21 protein-coding genes are annotated in these 21,584 nt (G+C 63.5%); 12 read left to right on the plus strand and 9 right to left on the minus strand.

What is annotated here, in order from left to right; genetic code table 11:
• Nucleotides 1-199: 199 nt before the first annotated feature.
• The gene (locus ACXHGZ_RS11685; protein WP_480459977.1) at nt 200-574 is read left to right on the plus strand and encodes a fe2+ zn2+ uptake regulation protein; all 375 of its coding nucleotides are present in this window, start codon (nt 200-202) and stop codon (nt 572-574) included.
• Between the two features lie 36 nt (nt 575-610).
• Here the strand turns inward: ACXHGZ_RS11685 and ACXHGZ_RS11690 are convergent, their stop codons facing one another.
• Nucleotides 611-805: a hypothetical protein gene (locus tag ACXHGZ_RS11690; protein WP_084856884.1), complete on the minus strand. Its 195-nt coding sequence runs from the start codon at nt 803-805 to the stop codon at nt 611-613.
• A 146-nt stretch (nt 806-951) separates the two neighbouring features.
• Between ACXHGZ_RS11690 and ACXHGZ_RS11695 the strand changes: the two genes are divergently transcribed.
• The 4 genes from ACXHGZ_RS11695 (at nt 952) to ACXHGZ_RS11710 (ending at nt 3,480) form a co-directional block, all read left to right on the plus strand.
• Entirely contained in the window at nt 952-1,413 is a 462-nt protein-coding gene (locus ACXHGZ_RS11695; RefSeq protein ID WP_480459978.1) for a hypothetical protein, read from the plus strand.
• Nucleotides 1,414-1,695: 282 nt separating this feature from the next.
• On the plus strand, nt 1,696-2,076 hold the full coding sequence (locus tag ACXHGZ_RS11700) for a transcriptional regulator (protein WP_480459979.1): 381 nt from the start codon (nt 1,696-1,698) through the stop codon (nt 2,074-2,076).
• A gap of 27 nt (nt 2,077-2,103) precedes the next feature.
• Nucleotides 2,104-2,835, plus strand: a complete 732-nt coding sequence (locus ACXHGZ_RS11705; RefSeq protein ID WP_480459980.1) for a DUF2589 domain-containing protein — start codon at nt 2,104-2,106, stop codon at nt 2,833-2,835.
• A 108-nt stretch (nt 2,836-2,943) separates the two neighbouring features.
• Complete coding sequence (locus ACXHGZ_RS11710) at nt 2,944-3,480, plus strand: DUF2589 domain-containing protein (RefSeq protein ID WP_084856995.1); 537 nt, start codon at nt 2,944-2,946, stop codon at nt 3,478-3,480.
• Between the two features lie 3 nt (nt 3,481-3,483).
• Here ACXHGZ_RS11710 and ACXHGZ_RS11715 read toward each other — a convergent pair whose 3' ends face one another.
• Genes ACXHGZ_RS11715 through ACXHGZ_RS11725 form a run of 3 tightly spaced genes read right to left on the minus strand, consistent with a single transcriptional unit; the run spans nt 3,484 to nt 9,600 of the window.
• Entirely contained in the window at nt 3,484-7,158 is a 3,675-nt protein-coding gene (locus ACXHGZ_RS11715) for a translocation/assembly module TamB domain-containing protein (RefSeq protein WP_480459981.1), read from the minus strand.
• A complete protein-coding gene (locus ACXHGZ_RS11720) occupies nt 7,155-8,897 on the minus strand; it encodes an autotransporter assembly complex protein TamA (protein WP_480459982.1) in 1,743 nt (580 codons plus the stop codon). The genes ACXHGZ_RS11715 and ACXHGZ_RS11720 overlap by 4 nt, the downstream gene beginning before the upstream one ends.
• A gap of 52 nt (nt 8,898-8,949) precedes the next feature.
• Nucleotides 8,950-9,600, minus strand: a complete 651-nt coding sequence (locus tag ACXHGZ_RS11725; RefSeq protein ID WP_480459983.1) for a GNAT family N-acetyltransferase — start codon at nt 9,598-9,600, stop codon at nt 8,950-8,952.
• A 156-nt stretch (nt 9,601-9,756) separates the two neighbouring features.
• Here ACXHGZ_RS11725 and xthA point away from each other — a divergent pair, with 156 nt between their 5' ends.
• Entirely contained in the window at nt 9,757-10,569 is an 813-nt protein-coding gene (gene xthA / locus ACXHGZ_RS11730; RefSeq protein WP_084856873.1) for an exodeoxyribonuclease III, read from the plus strand.
• A gap of 47 nt (nt 10,570-10,616) precedes the next feature.
• Here xthA and ACXHGZ_RS11735 read toward each other — a convergent pair whose 3' ends face one another.
• Genes ACXHGZ_RS11735 through ACXHGZ_RS11755 form a run of 5 tightly spaced genes read right to left on the minus strand, consistent with a single transcriptional unit; the run spans nt 10,617 to nt 17,098 of the window.
• On the minus strand, nt 10,617-10,994 hold the full coding sequence (locus ACXHGZ_RS11735) for a response regulator (RefSeq protein ID WP_084856871.1): 378 nt from the start codon (nt 10,992-10,994) through the stop codon (nt 10,617-10,619).
• Nucleotides 10,995-11,038: 44 nt separating this feature from the next.
• Nucleotides 11,039-12,265: a hybrid sensor histidine kinase/response regulator gene (locus ACXHGZ_RS11740; RefSeq protein WP_480459984.1), complete on the minus strand. Its 1,227-nt coding sequence runs from the start codon at nt 12,263-12,265 to the stop codon at nt 11,039-11,041.
• The gene (locus tag ACXHGZ_RS11745; protein WP_224456049.1) at nt 12,259-12,834 is read right to left on the minus strand and encodes a chemotaxis protein CheB; all 576 of its coding nucleotides are present in this window, start codon (nt 12,832-12,834) and stop codon (nt 12,259-12,261) included. The genes ACXHGZ_RS11740 and ACXHGZ_RS11745 overlap by 7 nt, the downstream gene beginning before the upstream one ends.
• The gene (locus ACXHGZ_RS11750) at nt 12,831-13,652 is read right to left on the minus strand and encodes a CheR family methyltransferase (RefSeq protein ID WP_480459985.1); all 822 of its coding nucleotides are present in this window, start codon (nt 13,650-13,652) and stop codon (nt 12,831-12,833) included. Before ACXHGZ_RS11750 ends, ACXHGZ_RS11745 begins: the two co-directional genes overlap by 4 nt.
• A complete protein-coding gene (locus tag ACXHGZ_RS11755) occupies nt 13,649-17,098 on the minus strand; it encodes a response regulator (protein ID WP_480459986.1) in 3,450 nt (1,149 codons plus the stop codon). The genes ACXHGZ_RS11750 and ACXHGZ_RS11755 overlap by 4 nt, the downstream gene beginning before the upstream one ends.
• A gap of 224 nt (nt 17,099-17,322) precedes the next feature.
• On the opposite strand from ACXHGZ_RS11755, the gene ACXHGZ_RS11760 reads away from it, so the two are divergent.
• The 6 genes from ACXHGZ_RS11760 to ACXHGZ_RS11785 all read left to right on the plus strand — a co-directional run bounded on the left by ACXHGZ_RS11760 (nt 17,323) and on the right by ACXHGZ_RS11785 (nt 21,566).
• Nucleotides 17,323-17,673, plus strand: a complete 351-nt coding sequence (locus ACXHGZ_RS11760) for a response regulator (protein WP_480459987.1) — start codon at nt 17,323-17,325, stop codon at nt 17,671-17,673.
• A gap of 132 nt (nt 17,674-17,805) precedes the next feature.
• Nucleotides 17,806-18,972 (plus strand): acetyltransferase domain-containing protein, encoded by a 1,167-nt coding sequence (locus tag ACXHGZ_RS11765; protein WP_480459989.1) that lies wholly within the window; start codon nt 17,806-17,808, stop codon nt 18,970-18,972.
• 20 nt (nt 18,973-18,992) lie between these two features.
• Nucleotides 18,993-20,363, plus strand: coding sequence for an OprD family porin (locus tag ACXHGZ_RS11770; protein WP_480459991.1), 1,371 nt, complete (start codon nt 18,993-18,995; stop codon nt 20,361-20,363).
• A 44-nt stretch (nt 20,364-20,407) separates the two neighbouring features.
• The gene (locus tag ACXHGZ_RS11775) at nt 20,408-20,887 is read left to right on the plus strand and encodes a hypothetical protein (protein ID WP_480459992.1); all 480 of its coding nucleotides are present in this window, start codon (nt 20,408-20,410) and stop codon (nt 20,885-20,887) included.
• A 22-nt stretch (nt 20,888-20,909) separates the two neighbouring features.
• Nucleotides 20,910-21,137, plus strand: coding sequence for a diguanylate cyclase (locus ACXHGZ_RS11780; RefSeq protein WP_480459993.1), 228 nt, complete (start codon nt 20,910-20,912; stop codon nt 21,135-21,137).
• 90 nt (nt 21,138-21,227) lie between these two features.
• The gene (locus tag ACXHGZ_RS11785; RefSeq protein ID WP_480459994.1) at nt 21,228-21,566 is read left to right on the plus strand and encodes a hypothetical protein; all 339 of its coding nucleotides are present in this window, start codon (nt 21,228-21,230) and stop codon (nt 21,564-21,566) included.
• Nucleotides 21,567-21,584 lie beyond the last annotated feature (18 nt).

The following is a 21,584-nucleotide window of genomic DNA, read 5'->3' on the forward strand; positions in this document are numbered from 1 at the left end:
TGCCGGCGATGGGCTGCGAAGCAGCCCCAAATGCAGCCGATAAGGCTTAACTGACTGGCATTAGGCCAAGGCCCTGCATCGTCATGAACAGGACCCGAACATTATTTTTTCATCGTGGGCTGCAGTTTTGCCCGTCTCATTCGTCATACCCAATGAGGCACCCTTGTTTTCGGGACAGTCCACGAAAAGGAGCATTCACATGTATAACCCACAACCTGCATTGCAGAGCGCCCGCAACCCGGGCCCCAGCAGTGCCGGGCCAATCCCCGGCACTCCCGCACGCGCCGGCAATGAACAGATTCGCGAATTGCTGCGGGCCTTTGGGCTGCGCACCAGCCTGATCCGCCTGAAGGTCATCGATGCCTTGCATGCGGCTGATCGGGACGGCCGCAGCATTGGCGTGCGCGGCGTTCATGCGCAACTCGAGCAGTTGGATATCCCGTTGTCGTTCCTCAGCGTACGCGAGGTGCTCAAGCGATTGTGCGCCGAGGGCGTGATTCGCCTGGGCAGCGACAAATGCTACAGCCTCAACCCCGAAGCACGAGCGGTATTGGAACAGCCCGTGTCGAGCTGAAGGCATGGCCGGCCAGGGTTGGCCGGCCTGGCAGGCTCAGGGCTTCGGCCCGACCTTGCGGCGCAGGATACCGTTGATCACCACCACGACCACCGCGATGGCGATGGCGATGTACTGGAAGGTCTGCTCGCTGATGGTCCCCTGTTTCTGCAGATAGGACAGGCCCAGCATGAGGCCCAGCACCACCAAGATGATCAGGATGGAATATTTCAGGCGTTGCACATGTGTCATCGAAGGTTCCTTGCGACATCAGGGACGTGAGGCTCGCGTCGAGCCGCGGCCATGATACAACGTCACCGGCCGCATTTCCTGCTGCCTACGCCTTTCCCCACCTGAAAGCATCCGGTCTCCCCTATCCCTTGTTCGGAGGCCACCCGATGCGCACTGCCCGCTTGATCTACTGCATGCTTCTGTTGATGTCCCCTGCCGCCATGGCATTGGACACCACGATGTTATCCAACGACCAACTGCGCCAGCTCGCCCGTGAGCTGGAACCTCGCGCCGGCTCCAGCCAATGGCAACAGCTCTGGCAGAACATGCGCCGAGCCGGTTTCTTCAGTTCCCGCCCCGGCCAACTGCACCTGGCCATACCGCAAGCCCGACTGCCTGCCCTGGCCCGCCAGACGCTGGCCGAGGCCGACCAAGCCGATCCCCTGGACAAGGCCCGGGTTCGATATCGCAAGGACTTCAGCCCCCTGATCATCGGACGACTCGATACCGAGCGTTTCAGTGCCCTTTGCCTGGAAGTCGACTGGCGAGCCGTTCCGCAATCCCTGGCCCATGCACCGAAGGGCTACTTGGGCATGGTCGGCTTGCTGCAGGGGTACCCTTGCCTATGAGGTACTACCACCCTTAGAAGTCCGCGACGCAGCAAGAAACGAGTATTCGAGGCTTGTGGGCCGCAACTGAAGGCATCTCCTACATGGACAACCACCGCTGCCTGCAAATACTCGGGGCCTGAGGCTACATCCTGCGATCCGCTTGGCGCCTAGCAGATCCACTGGGCACTGTCTGAGAATCGACTCAGTGATCGGACAGATCGCCCTAACGGCACACCGCCGACAGCCTGCGCCACCAGGGACTTCACACCCGCTGCCAGCTCATTTTCGAGGGAACCCCATATGGAATTGCCAGACCTCAATCGCATCGACATTTCCCAATTGCCCCACTCTTTGCAATCACTGATCGAATGCATCGGCATCGAAAACGCCTATCGCCTTACCTGCGCCTATGGCGGTCGTCCCAAGTACATCCCCAAACACTGCGAACGCACCAAGCTCGCGGACGTGCTGCCGGCCAACGCGCTGCAGGCTTTGATCAAGCGCTTCGCCGGCGTGGCACTGGAAATTCCTAAGCCGGACCATTTCCTGCGCCAACTGCGCAACCTGCAGATCCAACAGGAAAGCGCCAACGGCCTATCGCGCAGCCTACTAGCCGACAAGTACGGCCTCAGCCTGCGCCAGATCGGCAATATCCGTCGCCAGGAAAACCACGCACGCTGATCCTCCCAACCAAAAGGAATCCCTACCATGCCAATCGACAACAGCCTCATTGGTTCTATCATCAACGCCTTGCCCATGGATCGCATGATCGCCGCGCCGCTGCAGGCGATGATCGATGCCCAGGTCACCGCCAGCAAGTCCTATGCAGATTTCCTCATGCAGGTCTGTATCCAAGAGGGCAAGGCCGTCGCCATCGAATTCAACTACGACGAAACCGTGGTCGATGAAGCGGGGCAATCACAAGGCACTGTCAGTCGGAAAATGCAGATCCCGCTGATGGCCGCCCTCTCCCACCCCAACATCTGTATCGAAGAGGGCCGGGTCGATTTCGAATTGACCATCAATCAGTTCGCCGAAGACAAATCCGCCACCAATGTCTCCGGAAGCGGGAATGCCTCTCTGGGGTGGGGGCCGTTCAAGCTTAACGTAAGAGCCAGCGCAAGCCACAAATCGGAGCAGACCCGCCGGACCGACACACGCGCACGCTATGCGTTCAATACCACGATCCGTCGCCAGGAACCGCCTGAAGCACTGCAGCGGGTCATGGACTTTCTGACCGATGCCGCTACCAAGCCAGTACTGGTCGATGAGACTGCCCAAGGCGCGAACTCGCCTGCCAATACCAACGCATCAGCCACTCCTGCACCAGGCGCGAACCCGCCTGCCAACGCCAACGCATCAGCCACTCCTGCACCAGGCGGGACACCCGTTGCCGGCCCTGGCAACGGATCGGGTGCCGCACCCAGCCCATCGCCTTAATACCTGATGGTTTCGCCTAGCCCCTTGACCTGCTCCCGCCCAACGGCGGGAGCCCGTGCAGCCTGAGGAACCTTTCGCGTGGATACCCGCCCCACCTGCCAAGCCCCCATGACATCGAGCGATCTATCCGACATCACCCGTGGCCTGCAGGAAGCAGCAGCCGCCACCAATACGTTGATCGCGCAACAATACATCAAGCTGTTCGACCAATTCTTCGACTACGACCCCGAGCAACTGGGGGCCCCTATGAAAGCCAAGATGGTAGAGATCGCCATGGACGGCCAGCATACCTTGCAGATTCCATTGATCGCCCTGGTGTCGCCGCGAGGCCTGGCTCTGGAGCGCATGCAGGTCGACCTCTCGGTCAGGGTCAACGGGATAGATGCGGGCGACCCGCACAAGGATACCCATGACAATGGCACGGCCCGCTTCCAGGTCACCGTCGGGGCCAATGGCCGTCGCGGGGACCAGCGCGACCCGGACGAAGTGCAGATCCGCATGCAGTTCCAGGCGTGCGAACCGCCCGAGGCGATCAACCGCTTGATCGAGGAATACACCAACCTCATCGTGCCCCAGCGCCAGAACGCCCCATCCACGAGGGATGAGGCGTCCAATGAGTTCATTGAGGCAGCGACCGTTCGCTGAGCGCTAGAAGTCCCGTTTGTAGAAGATGTCCAGCGAACTGGCCAAGCCGCTGGCCGCCTCCAGGTAGACCTTCTTGCTCAGTTTGTAACGCAAGGCGATGGTGTTGGCGGGCTCGAACACGCCGACGCCATAGCGCAAGCTCAGCCGCTCGGTGATGTTGCCGCTGGCGACCACACTGGTGCTGTTGCCCGTCCCTTCGGAACCCAACTGGAAGTCCTCGATGCCAAGGCTCGAGGCCAGCCCACCGGTCAGCTCCTCGCCGCCTAGCAACCCCAGCCCCAGGGCTGCCTGGGCCAACATGTTGTTGTCTTCGCCACTGGTCGCCAAAGGCCTGCCCAACACCAGGTAGGACAACGCCTGCTCCTGGCCCATGGCAGGTTCGGAAAACACCTTGGTGGTCGGCTGCTCGGCGCTTCCGCTCAGGCGAATACCCGCGATCACGTCATCGACCCGACGGATCGCCTCGATATCCAGGTACGGCTGGTCGATGGGCCCGGCAAACAACAAGCGTGCCCGCCGGATGATCAGGTTCTGGCCATATTTGCGATAACGTCCTTCGGCAAGGCTGAGCTCACCGCGGGTGTCCATGTTGTTGCCGATATGCACATGGCCGAGCAGGTTGGCAGTCAAGCCAAAGCCTTTGAACGACAGCTTGTCACGCCCCACCTCGACATCGATGTCCATGTCCATGGCCATCGGCGGCTTGCCTTCTTCGGTCTGCTCACCGACGATCACCGTGTCATCGGAGACCTTGACGGTCGAGGGCGGCAGTTCGCGCACGGTGATCTTGCCCTTGGGCACCTGCACCTTGCCGGCGATCGCCAGTCGCTCATCGACCAGGCGGATGTTCAGGTCAGGGGCAACCTCCAGGTCTGCGTAAGGTTCGACATGCACCGGCAATTGCTGGCCACGCAAGCGTAGGTCCATTGCCAGTGCCTGCCCCCAGGTCAGGTTGCCCTCGAGCCGGCCACGGCCGGCCGGCCCACTCTGCCAGCTCCCCTGCAACTGTACCTGCTCGCCAGCGATCAGCGCCTGCACCGAGAGGTCTTCGAGACTGACCGGCAGCTCGGCCCCACTCACTTCGCCGCCGCTCAACGCCAGGTTGCCCGTGACCTGAGGGCTCAGCAGCGTGCCAGACAACCGGCCGCTGCCATCGAGCTGGCCGGCCAGGCGCTCGACCATCGGCACGAATGGCCGGGCGATCGGCAGGTCCAGGCCGGCCAGGCGGAAGTCGCCGCTCAGCGGTTTGTCCTTGCCCAACGGGTCGAGCCGGGTAACCAGGGACAGCTCGCCCAGGCGCTGGCCACGAAAATCCAGGCGGGTGTCGACGCGGCGCGGGGCAAGGGTGCTGTCCAGGCGCAGGACCTGATACGGGAAATCGACCCAGCGGCCATTGTCGCGAATACGCAACGTCCCATCGCCGGCGTCCACCCGCAAGGTGCCCTTGGGCCCGCCGGCGGGGATATCCAGGTTGATGTCGGCATTGAGCAGGCCCTGCCAGGCAAAGTCCTTGGGCAACCATTGCGCCAGGCTGTCCAGCGGGAACTGCTTGAGGTGGTAGCGCAGCCGTGGCTCCGGCGCCAGGCGTTGGTCTTCGCCGCACAGGCTCGCCTGACCGGAGCGCCAGCAATGGGCGCCGAAGTCCAGTTGCCCGCTGGCCAGGCGCTGCAGCTTGGCCGGGGCCTGCAAGCGCCAGTCCTGGCCGCCTGCCTGGATACGCCCGGAGGCCAGGCGCCCCCGCCAATCGCCCTTGGCCAGCTGGCCGTCCAAGGCCAGGTCGAGCTTGAGCTGCGGCCCATCGAGGGCCAGGGTGGCGGCTTGCTGGCGGATATCGCCCTTGCCGTCGATGTCCAGGTTGCCCAATGCGGTTTCGCCTAGGCGGATATTGCCGGCCTTGAGCGTGACCCGCCCGCGTTGGGCACTGTCCAGGCGCGCCTCCAGACCCAGGCGCTGGATACGGTTTTCGGCCTGGCCCAGCTGTTGGCCTTGCAGCGTCAGCGTGCCTTGCGGAGCAGCCAAGGTACCGGCCAGGTCCAGGCGCCCCTTGGCCTGTCCTTGTAACCTGGGCCAGAGCTGCCCCAAACGCGGCAGGTCGAGGTCGATTCGCCCGGCCAGGCGCTGCTGCAGGCTGGCACTGCCGTTGATACGGTTGTCGCCCAACTGCACCGCCAGGCTGCCGAGGGTCCAGTTCTCCCCTGCCCCTTCGGTCTCGACCTTGAGCACCGCCGGTTGCCCGCGCAGGCGCCCCTTGAGGTCGAGCTGCGCCTGCAGCTGCAGACGCTCGTTCTTCAGCTCGCCCTTGCTGCGTAACGGCCCGGCCAGGGACCCTGGCAATTCCGCCAGCCAATAGGCCGGGTCGAGCGCCGACAATTGAAGGTCGACATCCCAGGCCAGGGTATCGGCGAAGCGGATCGCCACATTGCCGGCAGCCCTGCCCTGCCCGGCGCTCACTGCCAGCGCAGGCAAACGTACCTGGGTCAGGTCACCGTCGAACGGGCTGGCTACGCTGAAGGCACCTGCCGGTCCATCGAGGTCACCCTTGAAGGCGCCCGTGTAGCTGTCATCACGGTAGTGCACCTGGGCGTTGAAACGCTTGAGGGTGACCTGCGGTGCCGGCTCCATGGGGTACAGGCGCAACCAGGGGAAGTCCAGCCAGTCGACCTGGGCATCGGCCTCCAGCCCCTGCTGCCAGTCAGCGCTGGCTTGCAGCTTGACCCGCTTGGTGTCGCTGGCATTGAGGTCCAGGGCATCGAGGCGAGCGCCCTTGGCATCAACCCTGCCGCCCAGCGCCAGGCCGATGGGACCTTGCTCGGCTGGCAGGCTGGCCGAACCCGCCAGTTGGTAGCCGCTGAGCAGGTCGCCCTTGGCCTCCAGCTGCAGCTGGTTCAGTTGCACGGTATCCGGCAACGATGCCGCGGGCTTGAAGGCGTCGGCGCGGATGCTCAGGGTGGCCGGCAAATGTTCGGCCAAGGCCTGCAGACGGCCTTCCAGGCGGGCGTCGAGATAACCGCTGCTGGTGGCATCGATGACGAGCGACTGCTGCAGCTCACCCTCGATGGCCAACGCCAGTTGCCAGGGCTTGCCTTGCACCTCGGGCAGCTGCAGCGTGCCGGTCACCTGCAGGGGCCAATCGGCTTCGGGTTTGAGATCACCTTGCAGCTCCAGGCGCAGGTCGTCGCGCTGCAGCCGCAGGGTATCGATGCGCAGGCCGTTGGCCGCCCAATGAGCCGCCAGTTGCATATCACCCAACAGGTCGTTGCCATCCAGGCGCAACCGCCCGAGCTTGACCTCACCCAGTTCGATGGCAATGGGCAGCTTCAAGCTGGGCAGTTGCAGCGGCCCACCGTCCGCCTGTGCCTCGTCCTGGGCGAACACCATGTCGACCTGGTCGGCCTGCACCCGCTCCAGGCACAAGGTGGCGCGCAGCAGACACAGCGGCGACCACGCCAACCGCACGGCCTGTACCTCGACCTGGCTCGCGCCGTCGGTCCATACCAGTCGCTCGGCCTGCCAGCTGCCACCCAGGCGACCCTGAAAGTGGGTGACCTCAAGCCCAGGGACGCGCCCGAGGGCCCAGCGGCTGCCTGCCTCGCTTCCCAGGAGCAGGCCCGACACCAGGGCGATCAGCAACAGCAGCCCCAGCAACGCCAGGAGAATGGGTTTGAACACACGCGTCACAGCTCAGGCCCCATGGAGAAGTGCAAACGGATACCACCGTCGTCGTCCAACGCATGGGCCAGGTCCAGGCGCAGTGGCCCGACCGGTGAAACCCAACGCACGCCGATACCGACACCGGTCTTGAGGCTGGGCAGTTCCAGCGAGTTGAACGAGTTGCCCTGGTCGACGAATGTCGCCACACGCCACTTGTCCGCCACCGAATATTGGTATTCGACGCTCCCGGCCACCAGGTAGCGGCCGCCGATGCGGTCGCCATCGCTGTTCTTCGGTGACAGGCTCTGGTAGTCGTAGCCGCGCACGCTCTGGTCGCCGCCGGCGAAGAAGCGCAACGATGGCGGAACGTTCTGCTTGTAGCCGTTGGTGGCACTGCCGCCGAACTGTACGCGGCCGAGCACGCGATGGTTCTGCCCCAGGGTGGTCAGGCCCTTGAGCAGCACGTTGCCATGCAATAGATTGGTGTCCGACACCAACCCGTCCTTGGCCCCTTGCAAGTCGAACTGCAAGCGATAGCCATTGTGCGGGTCGATGCGATTATCGCTGCGCAGGTAGGAGAAACTCACGCCCGGCATCAACAGATTGCTCAGCCCCGAATCGTCGCCCAGCCGGTACTCCTCGCGCTGGTATTTGAGCGAGATCACCCGCTGCCAGCCACTGGGCAACTTGCTGTGCCACTCCGGGCCGACCGTCAGCAGCTTGCTCAAGGTATCGGTGCCGGCGATCTCTTCGTTCTGGTACCCGCCGGCAAAGCGCAGCTTGTCGGTCAGCGGCGGGTCCAGGGGAATGTCGTACCACAGGCCGACGTTCTGCCGAGGAGCCGACAGTTCGGTCTCCCAGCCATAGCTGTGCCCCTGGGGGTTGACCCAGTGGCGGGTCCAGTTGGCCTTGCCGCGCGGGCCGACGTCCGTCGAAAAACCCAGGCCAAGGCCCATGGTGCGTGGCTTGCGGGTTTGCAGGTGGACATCCACCGGGATCTCTTCGTTGACAGCGGCGGTCGGCGCCGCGTCGACCCGCACGCCTTCGAAGTAGCCGCTCGATTGCAGGTCGTTGTTGAGCTCGGCGATCAGCTCGGAATCGTAGGGGGTGCCGGGTTTGAAAGAGACCATGCGCTGCAGCAGGTCGTTGTCCAGCGGCGTATCGCCACCGAAGGTCACTGCGCCCATGCGATAACGCGGGCCGCTCTGGTAGATGAGTTCGATGTCGGCGATACCGGCCTGGGGGTCGATTGCCAGACGCTGGCGGGTGAAGTGGCCACTGAAGAACCCATAGCGCGAGGCCTGGTTCTGGATCAGCCGCTTGGCATCCTCGTAGGTGCCATGGTTGAGCTGCTCGCCTGGGCGCAAGGCCTTGCTGTCAGGCACGCGAAACGCCGCGAGTTCGCTGGCCGGCCCTTCGATGCGCACGGTCACATTGCGCAGGTGCACAGGCTCGCCCGGCTCGATGTGGATGATCAGTTGCGGTGGCTTGCCCTGCGCGCTCGGCGGCTTGACCTCGGTGTCGATCTGCGCCTGGTAGAAGCCCAGGGCCTGGGCGGCCTTGCGCGCCTGTTCCTGGGCCCCACGGCTGAACCGCAACAAGGCCTCCTCGTCACGGTTCCCGAGGCTGCCGATATAGCCTTCGACATTGCTTTTGAGCGCCTTGTTGGCCGGTTTCACCCGCACCAGCAATTCGCTCTGCGCCCATACGGTGGTACTGGCGACCCAAAGAATCAGGCCCCAGCTTAGTCTTCCTGAATACGTCATGCGGCGCATGCTACCAGAGGCGGGCCCTCCAGGGTGCCGCTCGGCGAGCGGATCATGCAATGTCCGGCCCTGGCGAGACCGGCTGCGGGCGGAAAAACACCCGTTCGCGAATAGGGCCGACGGCGATTTCTCCCGCTTGCTGATAGCCCTGGCGCTGGTAGAACGCCAGGGAATGCGCATTTCCGGTGTTGAGTACCACGCCTGCGCAACCAGGTGTTTCGGCGCACCATTGATGCACAGCTTGTAACAATTGTTCGCCGTAGCGCTGCCCCTGAAATTGCGGCTGCACCCCGAGCAACGACAGTACATGCACCTTGCCCTGGGGCAGACAGGTCGCCAAGGCAGCCTGAAAATCCAGATAACGGCGGGTACAGCCTACGCCGGTACCCAGGACCATGCGCAGCCGCCATGCCCAACTGTCGACCACACCCAAGCGCCGAGTCGGCGGCACGATCAGCGCCAACCCGACCAAGCGGTCATCGATCAGCAAGCCAATGGCAGGCAGCTGCAAGTGAAAATGCTGGCCTACCCAGGCCCGCAACATTGCCCGCAGGCGTCGCTCGTAGCCCGGCCGCTGGGCTTCGAGCACATAGGCGAAAGTAGGGTCATGGCGGTAGGCATGGTAGAGCACTGAGCGGACCTCGCCACGATAACCGTCATCCAGCTGGCAGATGCGAACTGGCTCGGCGTTGGCGTCGGGCATTGCGAGATCCTTTTGAAATTACCGTGATGTAGCGGAGCAAGCGCCGTGCCATACATCGTGTCTTCGGTACATTAGCAGCGCAGGCCGGAAGGTGCCATGCTGGCAGCTGGGGCGGATGTCGGATAGCATCCCAATTTTTGTCAGGATTGTCTTTTCATGAAGATCGTCTCGTTCAACATCAACGGCCTGCGCGCGCGCCCGCACCAACTGGCGGCGCTGATCGAAAAGCACCAGCCGGACGTGATTGGCCTGCAGGAAACCAAGGTCAGCGACGATCAGTTCCCGTTGGCTGATGTCCAGGCCCTGGGTTATCACGTGCACTACCATGGCCAGAAGGGCCACTACGGCGTGGCGCTGTTGTCGCGGCGCGAACCGCTGGACCTGTTCAAGGGCTTCGCCAACGACGAGGAAGATGCCCAGCGGCGCTTCATCTGGGGCACCTTCGCCGATGCGCACGGCACGCCCATCACCGTCATGAATGGCTACTTCCCGCAGGGCGAAAGCCGCGACCACCCCACCAAGTTCCCGGCCAAGCAGCGCTTCTACAGCGACTTGCAAGGTCTGCTGGAAGCTCAGTTCCGCAGCGATCAACCGCTGCTGGTGATGGGCGACATGAACATCTCGCCCCAGGACTGCGACATCGGCATCGGCGCGGACAACGCCAAACGTTGGCTGCGTACCGGCAAATGCAGCTTCCTGCCGGAAGAGCGCGAATGGCTGGAGCGACTCAAGGGTTGGGGGTTGGTCGACAGCTTCCGACACCTGCATCCTGAAGTGGCCGACCGCTTCAGCTGGTTCGACTATCGCAGCCGTGGGTTCGAGGATGAGCCCAAGCGGGGGCTGCGGATCGACCTGATCATGGCGTCCCAAGGGCTGGTACCACGGCTCAAGGCGGCGGGTGTCGATTATGAACTGCGCGCGATGGAGAAGCCTTCCGATCACGCGCCGATCTGGCTGGAGCTCGCTTGAGCCTGTAGACGATGTCCGTCGCAGCGGCTTAAGCGAACAAGCAGGCTTTACTGTAAAAGCCTCTGGATCTGTTCGCGCAGGCTGTCCAGGTCGAACGGCTTGGCCAAAATGGGTGCCGTGCGCGCAATCGGGCTCTGGCTTTCAAGGATCTCGGCTGGATACCCGCTGATGAAGATCACCTTCAGGTCAGGCCGCAACTTGACGGCCGGCTCGGCGATGTCCACCCCCGAGATCCCACCTGGCAGGCGAAAGTCCGTGACCATCAAGTCCAGGTGTGGCTTGCTCGCCAGGATGGCGAACGCCTGCTCGCCGTCCTCGGCCACCAATACGTGGTAGCCCTCCCCGGCGAGGTAATCGCGCAGGATCATGCGAATCGCCGGTTCATCCTCGACGACCAGTACCACATCTTGTGCATCTTCACTCATGACTTCGCCTTGGAATTCAATAGGTTGGCCATCAGACCCCAGGCTCAGGCAGAGGTTGCCTGCGCCTGGTCGCTTTGCAGTCGTGCAGCCGCCAACGGCAGGCACAGGCTGAAGGTTGCACCCTTGCCTTCCTCGCTGTCGACCCGGATATGTCCACCATGGGCCTGGACGATCTGCTCGGAAATATACAGCCCCAACCCCAGCCCCCCACTGGCCTGCTGCGCCGCGACCCGTTCGAACTGCTGGAAGATCCGCTGCTGATTGGCGGCACTGATACCGATCCCCTGGTCCTGGACCTGTACCCAAGCCCTACCGCCCTGCTCGAACACACGAACACGCACCGGTCGCCGCTCACCATAGCGCAGCGCATTGGACAGCAGATTGGCCACCACCTGCTCGATACGAAATTCATCCCACTCGCCCGGTAACGCCTCGCAGCGCTCCAGTTCGATATGGGTGTCGAAGGCTGCGGCCTGAGCGGTGAAGTTCTCCACCAGCCCGCGCACCAACTGACCGAGGTCGAAAGCCTTGGGCCGTATCGACAACTTGCCGGTGCGGATGCGCGAAACATCGAGCATGTCCTCGATCAGGCGGATCAGGCTGTTGATCTGGCGCTCGTCACGCTCGACCATGGCCTGCAGGCGATTCGGGGTAAAGGCGTCGAGGTTGCCCTTGGCCAGGTGCATCTTGCGCAGCTGGGTCTCGAGGATCAGGCCATTGAGCGGCGTGCGCACCTCGTGTGAGACGATCGACATGAAGTCATCACGCATGCGTACCGCGCGCTCGAGCTCGCCCCGCGCCACCTCGAGCTCGGCCAGCAATTGCGCCTGCTCCTGGCGACTGTGCTCCAGGGCCTCCAATTGACGCCCCAAGGCCTTGCGCTGGCGGAACAGGTCGACGAACACCGAGACCTTGCTCTTGACCGCCAGGGTATCCAGCGGCTTGTGCAGAAAATCCACCGCACCGCTCTCATACCCTTTGAAGGCATAGTTCATTTCACGGGCTGCGGCGCTGACGAACACAATCGGGATGTTCTTGGTCTTCTCGGTGCCACGCATCAGTTCGGCCAGTTCGAAACCGTTCATGCCCGGCATCTGCACATCGAGGATGGCCAGGGCGAACTCATGCTCGAGCAACAGCGACAGCGCCTGTTCGGCAGACTGAGCCTGGTGCACTTCACGGTCGTCACCCTGGATCAAGGCACGGAGGGCCAGCAGGTTTTCCGGCAGGTCGTCGACGATCAGCAGTTTGGCGATGATATTGCTTAGCATGCGCTGGGTTCCAGGGTCGCGAGCAGTTGCCCGATACCACTCAGGGAAAGGATATGGTCGGGCTGGTGCAGGGCCAATGCGGCCTCCGGCATCAGTGCGACCTGTGCGTCGCGAGGGTCCTGGACCACGGTCCGGCCTCCGCTGTTCTTGATATGAAGCAGCCCCTGGGCGCCATCTTCGTTGGCCCCCGTGAGCAGCACGCCGAGCAGGCCAGGGCCGTAGGCGTCGGCCGCCGACTGGAACAGGAAATCGATCGCCGGACGAGAGAAATGCACCGCCTCCTCCTGGCTCAACGACAGGCTGCGGTCGCGCTCCACCGACAGGTGGTAGCCCGGCCCGGCCACATAGATCCACCCAGGCTCGATACGCGCTTTGTCGCAGGCCTCGCATACCGGCCGACGCAGCCGCCGCTGCAGCACCTCGGCCAGTTGGCTGTGGCGGTCGTCAGGCAGGTGCAGGACACACAACACTGGGATGGCAAAGCGCTCCGGCAGTGCGCCAAGCACCGCGAACAACGCCGCGACGCCACCCGCCGAGGCGCCGATGACCACCGCCTGTACACCGTTCATGACTTACGGTAGATCCGTTCAGGCCGCATCAGTGCCTCGAATCGGTCGCTGTAGACGGAAAAATCCACCGATTCCTTGCTGCCCAGGACCAGAAAGCCACGGTGACACAACGATTCATGGAACAGACCCAGGGCGCGATCCTGCAGCTGCTTGTTGAAATAGATCAGCACGTTGCGGCAGGACACCAGTTGCGTCTCGGAGAACACGCTGTCGGTGGCCAGGCTATGGTCGGCGAAGGTCACGTTGTCGCGCAGGCTGCTGTCCATGATGGCGTTGCCGTAGGCTGCGGTGTAGTACTCGGCGAAATCCCGGCGGCCACCGGCCTGGCGGTAGTTTTCGGCATAGGCCTGCATGTCGTGCATCGCATAGATGCCTTGCTTGGCCTTTTCCAGCGAGTATGGGTTGATATCGGTGGCATAGAGGATGGTGCGCTCGAGCAACCCTTCCTCGCGTAGCAGGATGGCCATCGAATACACCTCCTCGCCCGTACTGCAGCCGGCGATCCACACCTTGAGCGACGGCCAAGTGCGCAGCAGCGGCACCACTTCATTACGCAAGGCGAGGAAGTGCCCAGGGTCGCGGAACATCTCGCTGACCGGGATCGTCAGGTACTGCAGCAGTTGCATGAACATGCTCGGGTCGTGCAACACCCGCTCCTGCAACGCCGAGATCGTGGCGCAATCGAATTGCCGCACGGCATGCAGGATCCGGCGCTTGATCGAAGCGCCGGAATAGTCGCGGAAATCGTAGCTGTACTTGAGGTAGATCGCCTCGATCAGCAGCCGGATCTCGATGTCGGTACTACGTTCGCTAGTCAAATTCGCTCCAGTTGTGGCAGCCAGACACGGATCAGCGAGAACAGCCGTTCCAGCTCGATCGGCTTGGCCAGGTAATCGTTGGCACCGGCCTGCAGGCAACGCTGCTGGTCGTCCTTCATGGCCTTGGCGGTCACGGCGATGATCGGCAGTTTGCGCCAGCGGGGTTGCTGGCGAATCAGCCGTGTCGCCTCGTAGCCATCCATCTCTGGCATCATCACGTCCATCAACACCAGGTCGATATCCTCGTGCTGTTCCAGCCGTTCGATGGCTTCGCGCCCGTTACGGCCGATCTCGACAATGGCACCTTTGTGCTCGAGGGCACTGGTCAAGGCGAAGATGTTGCGCACATCGTCATCGACCAGGAGGATCTTGCGCCCTTCGAACACCTTGTCGCGGCTGCGTGCGGTCTTGAGCATGCGCTGGCGTTCATGGGACAGCTGCGCTTCGACTTTGTGCAGGAACAGCGTGACTTCGTCGAGCAGGCGCTCCGGCGAGCGAGCACCCTTGATGATGATCGAGTGGGAGTACTTGCGAAGCTCGGCCTCTTCCTCGCGTGTGAGGTTGCGTCCGGTGTAGACGATCACCGGCGGGAAGGCCCGGATCTGTTCGCAGGTCATGCGCTTGAGCAGCTCGTCGCCAAGCATGTCCGGCAGCTTCAGGTCGATGATCATGCAGTCGTAGATGTTCTCGCGCAACAGCGTCAGGGCGTCCTGGGCCAAGGCCACGGCAGTGATCTCGATGTCGTCGTCGCCGATCAGCCGGGCGATGCTTTCTCGCTGCAGGTCGTCGTCCTCCACCAGCAGGATGTGCTTGAGCTTCTGGGTCAGCTTGGCCTCCAGCCGACCGAATACCGCCTTGAGCTCCTCTCGGCTGGTAGGCTTGACTGCGTACCCCACTGCCCCTAGGTGCATGGCGGCCTCTACACGATCCTCCACCGAGATGACATGCACCGGGATGTGTCGGGTAGTGGCTTGCTCCTTGAGCCGCTGCAGCACCGTCAGGCCCGAATGGTCCGGCAGGCGCATGTCCAGCAGGATGGCATCCGGCGTGTACTGGGCAGCCAGTTCGTAACCCTCGTCGGCACTTTGCGCCACCAGGCAGCTGTAGCCCAGCTCGTGGGCCAGATCAAAGAGGATGCGGGCGAAGTTCGGCTCGTCCTCCACCACCAGGATGCAGCGGCTGGCAAAGGGCGCGTGCTCGCGGTCGTCGGCGAAGGCCGGCCCCCGGGGTGCCGGCGGCACCGGCGCAGCAACCTGGGCCACCGGTTTGGCAACTTGCGGCACCTGGGCCTCGGCCGGTGCGCCCTCGTACTGTTCCGGCAGGGTCAGGCTGAATGTACTGCCCTGCCCTGGCGTGCTCTGCACCGCGATCTGCCCGCCCAGCAGACGGGCCAGGTCTCGGGAAATCGACAAGCCCAGACCGGTACCACCGTAGCGTCGATTGCTGGTGCCATCGACTTGGTGGAACGCCTCGAAGATCGCCTGTTGCTGGTCGGCCGCAATGCCGATGCCGCTGTCGCGTACGCTGAAGCGCACGCCCCGGCCGGCCTCGCGGCCGATGGTCAGGCTGACCTGGCCATGCTCGGTGAACTTGATCGCATTGGACAACAGGTTCTTGAGGATCTGCTCCAGGCGTTGGCGGTCGGTGAACAGGGTCGCCGGCACCTGCGGCTCGACCTGCACCGCAAAGTCCAGGCCCTTGTCCCGGGCCAAGGGCTCGAACATGGCTCGCACCCCCTCCACCAGCCCCTCGACCTGGGTGACCTGGGCGCGCACATCGAGCTTGCCGGCTTCTACCTTGGCGATATCGAGGATGTCGTTGATCAGGTTGAGCAGGTCGTTGCCGGCCGAATAGATGGACTCGGCGAACTTCACCTGTTCATCGCTGAGGTTGCCCTCGCCGTTTTCCGCCAAAAGCTTGGCCAGGATCAGCGAGCTATTGAGCGGCGTACGCAGTTCATGGGACATGTTGGCCAGGAACTCGGATTTGTAGCGGTTGGTGCGCTGCAGGTCTTCTGCGCGAGCCTGCAGTTCCAACTGCGCCAAGTTCAGTTCGCCGTTCTTGCGGTCCAGGGCGTCGGTGCGCTCGGCCAACTGCTCGTTGGTCTGTTCCAGCTCCGCTTGTTGGGTCTCCAGATGCGCCTGGGACTCCTTGAGGATACGCGATTGCTCCTCAAGCTCCTCATTGGCGGTCTTGAGCTCCTCCTGCTGTACCTGCAGTTCTTCGTTGAGCTGCTGGGTCTCGGCCAGCGCTTCCTGAAGGCGTTGGCGGTTGCGTGCGCTTTCGATGGAGATCCCCAGGTTACCGCCGACCTGCTGCAACAGCTCCGCATCACGCTCCTGCAGCGGCCTGAGAAAGCCCAGCTCGAGCACGCCATTGACCTGCCCGTCATCACTGGTCGGCATCAGCAACGCGCTGCGCGGCAGGCCATCGCCCAGGCCCGAACTCAAGCGCAGGTAATCGGCGGGCAGGTCATCCAGGCGCAGCGGGCGGACCTGGCGTACCACTTCCGCCAGCAACCCGTCATGGCTGGCCACTCGCTCGCCGCGGGCTTGCTGCTCGGCGCCCAGGCCGTAGCTGGCCACACGCACCAGCTGCCCTTGTTCGTCGCGCACATAGAAGGCGCCGACCACACTGCCCAGGTACCCGGCGAAGAAGCGCAGGATATTGTCGCCGAGCATGGGCAGGGTCAGTTGCCCAAGCACCTGCTCCGCCAGTTGGGTCTGGCCGTTGCGCAACCAGGCTTGGTGTTCCAGGCGTTCGGTGGCCTGTCGCTGGGCCTGCAGGTTCGCCACGTAGCTCTCCGACAGCGCGAGCAGGTCGCGGCGGCCGAGATAGGCCAACAGGGCTGTCAGGGCCACGATGAACAGCACGAACGCGCTGCTGAGCAGCACCGTCACGGTACTCACGGTTTCGTTGCGGGTCATGCGCAGCTGCTGTTCGGCGGCGATCAGGTCGTCGTATTCCTTGCGGATCCCGTCGCTCAGGCGTTTGCCGCGGCCATCGGCAATGGCGACCTGGTAATCGCCCTGGTTGCGGCGCAAGGCAATCATCTCGGCACCGAAGTCGTTCCAGGCCCGTTGCAAGGCGATCAAGCGGTCGATGCGCTCAACCTGTTGCGGGTTGTCCATCACCATCGAGCGCAGCGCCTGGAGGCTGTTGAAGATCCGCGGCTTGGCCACCTCGTAGGGATCGAGGAAACGTTCCTCCCCGGAAATCAGGAAGCCGCGCATACCTGTTTCCATGTCGATCGCAAGCTTGGCTGTCTCGTTGGCATTGCCGATCACCCGATCGGTGTGCTCGACCCATTGCATGGCCGAGAGCAGGTAGTTGATCACCGCGACAAACGCCACGGCCCCCAGCAGGCCTACGCCAAGGGGCAAGCCGACATTGCGGCGCAAGAGCTTGCGAAAGCTCTGCTGGTCCATAGAGGCTGCTTGAATCATTTGAAAACGCCCGCGCGAAAAGTATCCATTGGGTGGGTGGCCGCTGCGCCACCGGTTCATAGCGAGTCTAACCAGCTTTACCGGCTCTGGCAGGGCACTTAGCCAGTATTTGAAGGCTGCTTGCACCAATCGTTCCATCGATGTGCAGGGCCCGTTATGCTGGGGAACTTCTGCTGCCCGCCGGGGCACCCAATAAAGACCACCCCATGAACAGGATCCACACAATGCAGCTACTGGTAGTCGAAGACGACGACATCGTACGCATGCTGATAGTCGAAGTGCTCGGCGACTTGGGCTATACCGCGATCGAGGCCGACAGTGCCGCTGCCGCCTTGGCAGTGCTCGAGGATCGGGACCGGGACCTGGCATTGCTGATGACCGACGTGGGCCTGCCGGACATGCGCGGCGAGGACCTGGCCGCCAAGGCCCGTGAACTGCGCCCGATGCTGCCGGTGCTGTTTGCCAGCGGTTATGCCGAAACGCTGAATGTGCCAGAGGGGATGCACATGATCGGCAAGCCGTTCGGGATCGACCAGCTTCGGGACAAGGTCGTGGGAATACTCGGGGCACCCTGAGGTTCGACGCGACAGTGTCGGCGCCTGCTCGCCCCTCTGCACACGCAAACCAAGAAAAATCACTGTGCTGTCGCGCTGAAAAGGTTATAAGATAACATTTCAATTCAACGACAGATCCGTCCGCATTCAATTATGACAAGCGCCTGCGCCACCCCCGCCCAACTCACCCAGCGCCTGCAGAGCATCGATGCCCTGCGCGGCTTGGTGATCCTGTTCATGCTCCTGGACCACGTCCGTGAAACCTTCTTCCTGCATCGCCAGGTCAGCGACCCGATGACCATCGATTCCACCGAACCCACCCTGTTCATCAGCCGTACCCTGGCCCACCTGTGCGCACCGGTCTTCGTTCTACTGACCGGCCTCTCGGCGTGGCTCTATGGCGAAAAGCACCAGGGCCGCGGCGATGTATCGGCCTTCCTGTTCAAGCGCGGTCTGTTCCTGGTAGCGCTGGAATTTACGCTTGTGAACTTCGCCTGGACCTTCCAACTGCCGCCGACCGTGATCTACCTACAGGTGATCTGGGCCATCGGTGTCAGCATGATCGCCCTGTCGCTGCTGGTCTGGCTCCCCCGCCCGGCGCTGCTGGCCGTCGGTATCACCCTTGTCGCCGGGCACAACCTGCTCGACGGGTTGCACTTCGAACCTGGTTCGGCCCTGCACGTTCCTTGGGCGATCCTGCATGACCGAGGCTGGCTGGAGCTCAACGAACATCTGCGCCTGCGCACCTCCTACCCGGTATTGCCATGGATCGGCGTGATCGCCCTGGGCTATGGCCTGGGCCCCTGGTTCGCCCGGGGCAGCGATGCCGGGGCCCGCCAGCATTGCCTGCTGCTGCTCGGTATCGGCGTGCTGCTGGGGTTCTTCGCCCTGCGCCTGTTCAACGGCTATGGCGAGGCCCCATGGAGCGGCTACCCGACCGCGACCCAGACCCTGATGAGCTTCTTCAACATCACCAAGTACCCACCGTCGCTGTTGTTCCTGGCCCTGACCCTGGGCCTGGGCCTGCTGTTGCTGCGCGCCTTCGAACGGGCCGGGCAGGCTCGCTGGATCGGGGTGCTGGCAGTGTTTGGCGCAGCGCCCATGTTCTTCTACCTGTTGCACCTTTACGTGCTGAAGCTGTTGTACCTGGCCAGCGTCGCGCTGTGGGGCCTGAACCAGGGGGACTATTTCGGCTTCGATGGCATCGGGGCGGTCTGGCTTGGTGCGTTCCTGCTCGCCCTCGGGTTGTTCCTGCCAGTGCGCGCATTCGCCCGGCTCAAGGCCCGCCGCCGCGACATCGCCTGGCTCAAGTACTTCTAAGGCGGCAGGAGCCCAGCCCCATGCATGCCTGCATCAATTCCGGGCCTCGGCAGTCGTTGCGCGTCGCCCTGCTGCTGCCACTGCTCGGCGCCTCGCCCGTGGCCTTGTCGGAATCGGCCCAGGCGCGGTCCGACGGCTTTATCGAAGACAGCACCTGGAGCTTGCTCAACCGTACCGTGTTCGACCAGCGCGACTATCGTCATGGCGGCCGTAACGGTGCAGCCCGCAATGCCTACAAACCACGCAGCGAGCGCAGCGGCAAAGCCGAGGAATGGGCCTATGGCCTGATGGGCACCTTCCAGTCCGGGTTCACCCAAGGGTTGCTGGGCGTCGGTGTCGATGCCCACGCCTACCTCGGTGTACAACTGGACAGCGGTGGCGGCCGTGCCGGCAAGGCGCGCCTGCTGGCCCTGGACAACGACGGCCACCCCAAGGGCAACTACAGCCGTGGCGGCGCGGCGCTCAAGCTGCGGCTGGCCGACACCGTGCTGTCCATCGGTGAGCAACGGGTGAAGACACCGGTGTTCAGTTCCTCCGACAGCCGCCTGCTGCCCGAGACTGCTACGGGCCTGTTCGTCACCAGCAACGAGATCGACACGCTCAAGCTGGTGGCCGGCCATTTCAACGAAAACACCGACCGCAATGCCTCGAGCCATGACCAGGGTTTCGCGGTGAACTACTCGAACGCACACCAGGGCGACAGCTTCGACCTGGCAGGCATGGTGTGGACCCCGAACAGCGCCGTTAACGCCAGCCTCTATACGTCGCGTTACGCGGATACCTGGCGTCAACATTACCTGGGCAGTACCCTCAGCCATGCCCTGGATGAACACCGCAGCCTGAGCCTGGAACTGAACCTGTACCGCACCACCGATACCGGCAAGGCCTTGTCCGGGCGTATCGACAACACCACCTGGAACCTGCTCTCACGCTATACCCACGGCCCGCACACGTTCAGCCTCGGTTGGCAGCAGGTCGATGGCGATACACCGTTCGACTATGTCACCCGCGGCGCGATCTACCTGGGCAATGCCGTGCAGCTGTCCGATTTCAACGCACCCAACGAGAAGTCGTGGCAAGCGCGCTATGACCTGAACATGGCAACCTTCGGCATCCCCGGCCTGAACCTGACGGCCTTGTATGTGCGCGGGTTCGATATCGATGGCAGCCACATCGACCCGGCCGGCGGCTACGCCTACCTGGGCTACGGCAAGGGCGGCAGGCATTGGGAGCGAGACCTGGAAGCGCGGTACGTGGTGCAGGACGGCGCAGCCAAGGGCATGGCGTTCTCGGTACGGTACGACGTCCACCGCGGCAATACCGCCCAGGCGGAGCTGGATGCCGACCAGATACGCCTGGCCGTGGAATACCCGTTGGGTGGCGGGCGCTGAGATCTGCAGTAAACTGCCCGCCAGACCAACCCAAGGCCCGATCGATGCCCCGCCCTCCCAGACGCCTGTTCCCGATGCTCCTGCTCGCAGCCCTGGCCGCTTGCGACCAGGCGCCCAGCCGCGAAGAAAAGATTCTGGCCAACCTGCCCCTGCAGGAGGCCTACGTGCACAACATCGACAAGATCGCCGCGCTGCTCGCACCCAAGCACCCCGGCCTGTCCGAGGAACAGATCCAGGCCGTGGTGCGCAAGCACCTGACCGTCGAAGACCAACGCCAGGACCTGTTCAAACTCTACAGCGAGGCGCATTTCAGCGATGCCGAGTTCGACCTGATCGTCACCGCCACCCAGGATCCCGCCAAGGCCAGGGCGCTGGAGGAAACCGAACAGGGCAGGCAGTTGAGCGAAAAGCTCACCGCCCTGATGCGTGAAAGTGCCAACGATGAGAAAGCCCAGGCGCTGGCCGAACAGCGCATGCAGCAGGTCGAGCAGGACCTGCTCGAACTGGAACAGACCAAGCGGTGAACGCCCTGCGCTGCCGCTCCTGATGCCCCATGGCCTGGAAGTGGCGACGGCCGTGGCCGAGCGCCTGCGCAAGGGGATGCAGGACACGCCGATCGAGGCGCTGGGTGTCATTACCCTCTCGCTAGGGGTCGCCCGCTGGGACGCGCAAGGGGATGAAACCCCGGCCGATGTGCTCAACCGTGCCGATCGGGCGCTGTATGCGGCCAAGCAGGCCGGCCGCAACCGGGTGGTTGCCGAGCACGCCCGCTGAAGGTGCTGCCTGCTCCATCCGTCAGGGCATCGGCACTGCGCAAGCCTGGGCCCGCTCGAACACAGAAGACACCTGGATGGGAGATTCCCGATGAAACATACACGCGTCCTTTTCCTGGGCCTGGCCCTCTGCCTGGGCGCCTCCCAGGCCCTGGCAGCGAACGAGCCGAACACCCAGCGCACCCCGACCGAACAGGTACCCGGCACCGGCACCATCGACCGTGACGGGGGGCCAATGGGCGCCGGCACACCGGGCGATGGCCTGGGTATAGGTACCGGCACCGATGCCAACGACACCGACAACACCGGCGGCGACGGCACCGCCCAGGGCAAGCCCGGAGAGGCAGGGCCCGGCACCGGCAACAGTGGCGACCTGGATGATTCCGGCAGCCCAGGTGGCGGGGCCCCGCGCAACGACGATTCGCTCTAGGCGGCCCTGCATCGAAGG

The sequence above is a fragment of the Pseudomonas shiyinii genome (assembly GCF_056725765.1).

Coding starts and splice junctions, on each gene's coding strand:
- ACXHGZ_RS11695 (WP_480459978.1), top strand. CDS start 952: ATGCGCACTGCCCGCTTGATCTACTGCATGCTTCTGTTGATGTCCCCT.
- ACXHGZ_RS11725 (WP_480459983.1), bottom strand. CDS start 9,600: ATGCCCGACGCCAACGCCGAGCCAGTTCGCATCTGCCAGCTGGATGAC.
- ACXHGZ_RS11770 (WP_480459991.1), top strand. CDS start 18,993: ATGCATGCCTGCATCAATTCCGGGCCTCGGCAGTCGTTGCGCGTCGCC.
- ACXHGZ_RS11780 (WP_480459993.1), top strand. CDS start 20,910: ATGCCCCATGGCCTGGAAGTGGCGACGGCCGTGGCCGAGCGCCTGCGC.
- ACXHGZ_RS11785 (WP_480459994.1), top strand. CDS start 21,228: ATGAAACATACACGCGTCCTTTTCCTGGGCCTGGCCCTCTGCCTGGGC.
- ACXHGZ_RS11710 (WP_084856995.1), top strand. CDS start 2,944: ATGACATCGAGCGATCTATCCGACATCACCCGTGGCCTGCAGGAAGCA.
- ACXHGZ_RS11775 (WP_480459992.1), top strand. CDS start 20,408: ATGCCCCGCCCTCCCAGACGCCTGTTCCCGATGCTCCTGCTCGCAGCC.
- ACXHGZ_RS11735 (WP_084856871.1), bottom strand. CDS start 10,994: ATGAGTGAAGATGCACAAGATGTGGTACTGGTCGTCGAGGATGAACCG.
- ACXHGZ_RS11740 (WP_480459984.1), bottom strand. CDS start 12,265: ATGCTAAGCAATATCATCGCCAAACTGCTGATCGTCGACGACCTGCCG.
- ACXHGZ_RS11755 (WP_480459986.1), bottom strand. CDS start 17,098: ATGATTCAAGCAGCCTCTATGGACCAGCAGAGCTTTCGCAAGCTCTTG.
- ACXHGZ_RS11700 (WP_480459979.1), top strand. CDS start 1,696: ATGGAATTGCCAGACCTCAATCGCATCGACATTTCCCAATTGCCCCAC.
- ACXHGZ_RS11685 (WP_480459977.1), top strand. CDS start 200: ATGTATAACCCACAACCTGCATTGCAGAGCGCCCGCAACCCGGGCCCC.
- ACXHGZ_RS11720 (WP_480459982.1), bottom strand. CDS start 8,897: ATGACGTATTCAGGAAGACTAAGCTGGGGCCTGATTCTTTGGGTCGCC.
- ACXHGZ_RS11690 (WP_084856884.1), bottom strand. CDS start 805: ATGACACATGTGCAACGCCTGAAATATTCCATCCTGATCATCTTGGTG.
- ACXHGZ_RS11760 (WP_480459987.1), top strand. CDS start 17,323: ATGCAGCTACTGGTAGTCGAAGACGACGACATCGTACGCATGCTGATA.
- xthA (WP_084856873.1), top strand. CDS start 9,757: ATGAAGATCGTCTCGTTCAACATCAACGGCCTGCGCGCGCGCCCGCAC.
- ACXHGZ_RS11745 (WP_224456049.1), bottom strand. CDS start 12,834: ATGAACGGTGTACAGGCGGTGGTCATCGGCGCCTCGGCGGGTGGCGTC.
- ACXHGZ_RS11705 (WP_480459980.1), top strand. CDS start 2,104: ATGCCAATCGACAACAGCCTCATTGGTTCTATCATCAACGCCTTGCCC.
- ACXHGZ_RS11765 (WP_480459989.1), top strand. CDS start 17,806: ATGACAAGCGCCTGCGCCACCCCCGCCCAACTCACCCAGCGCCTGCAG.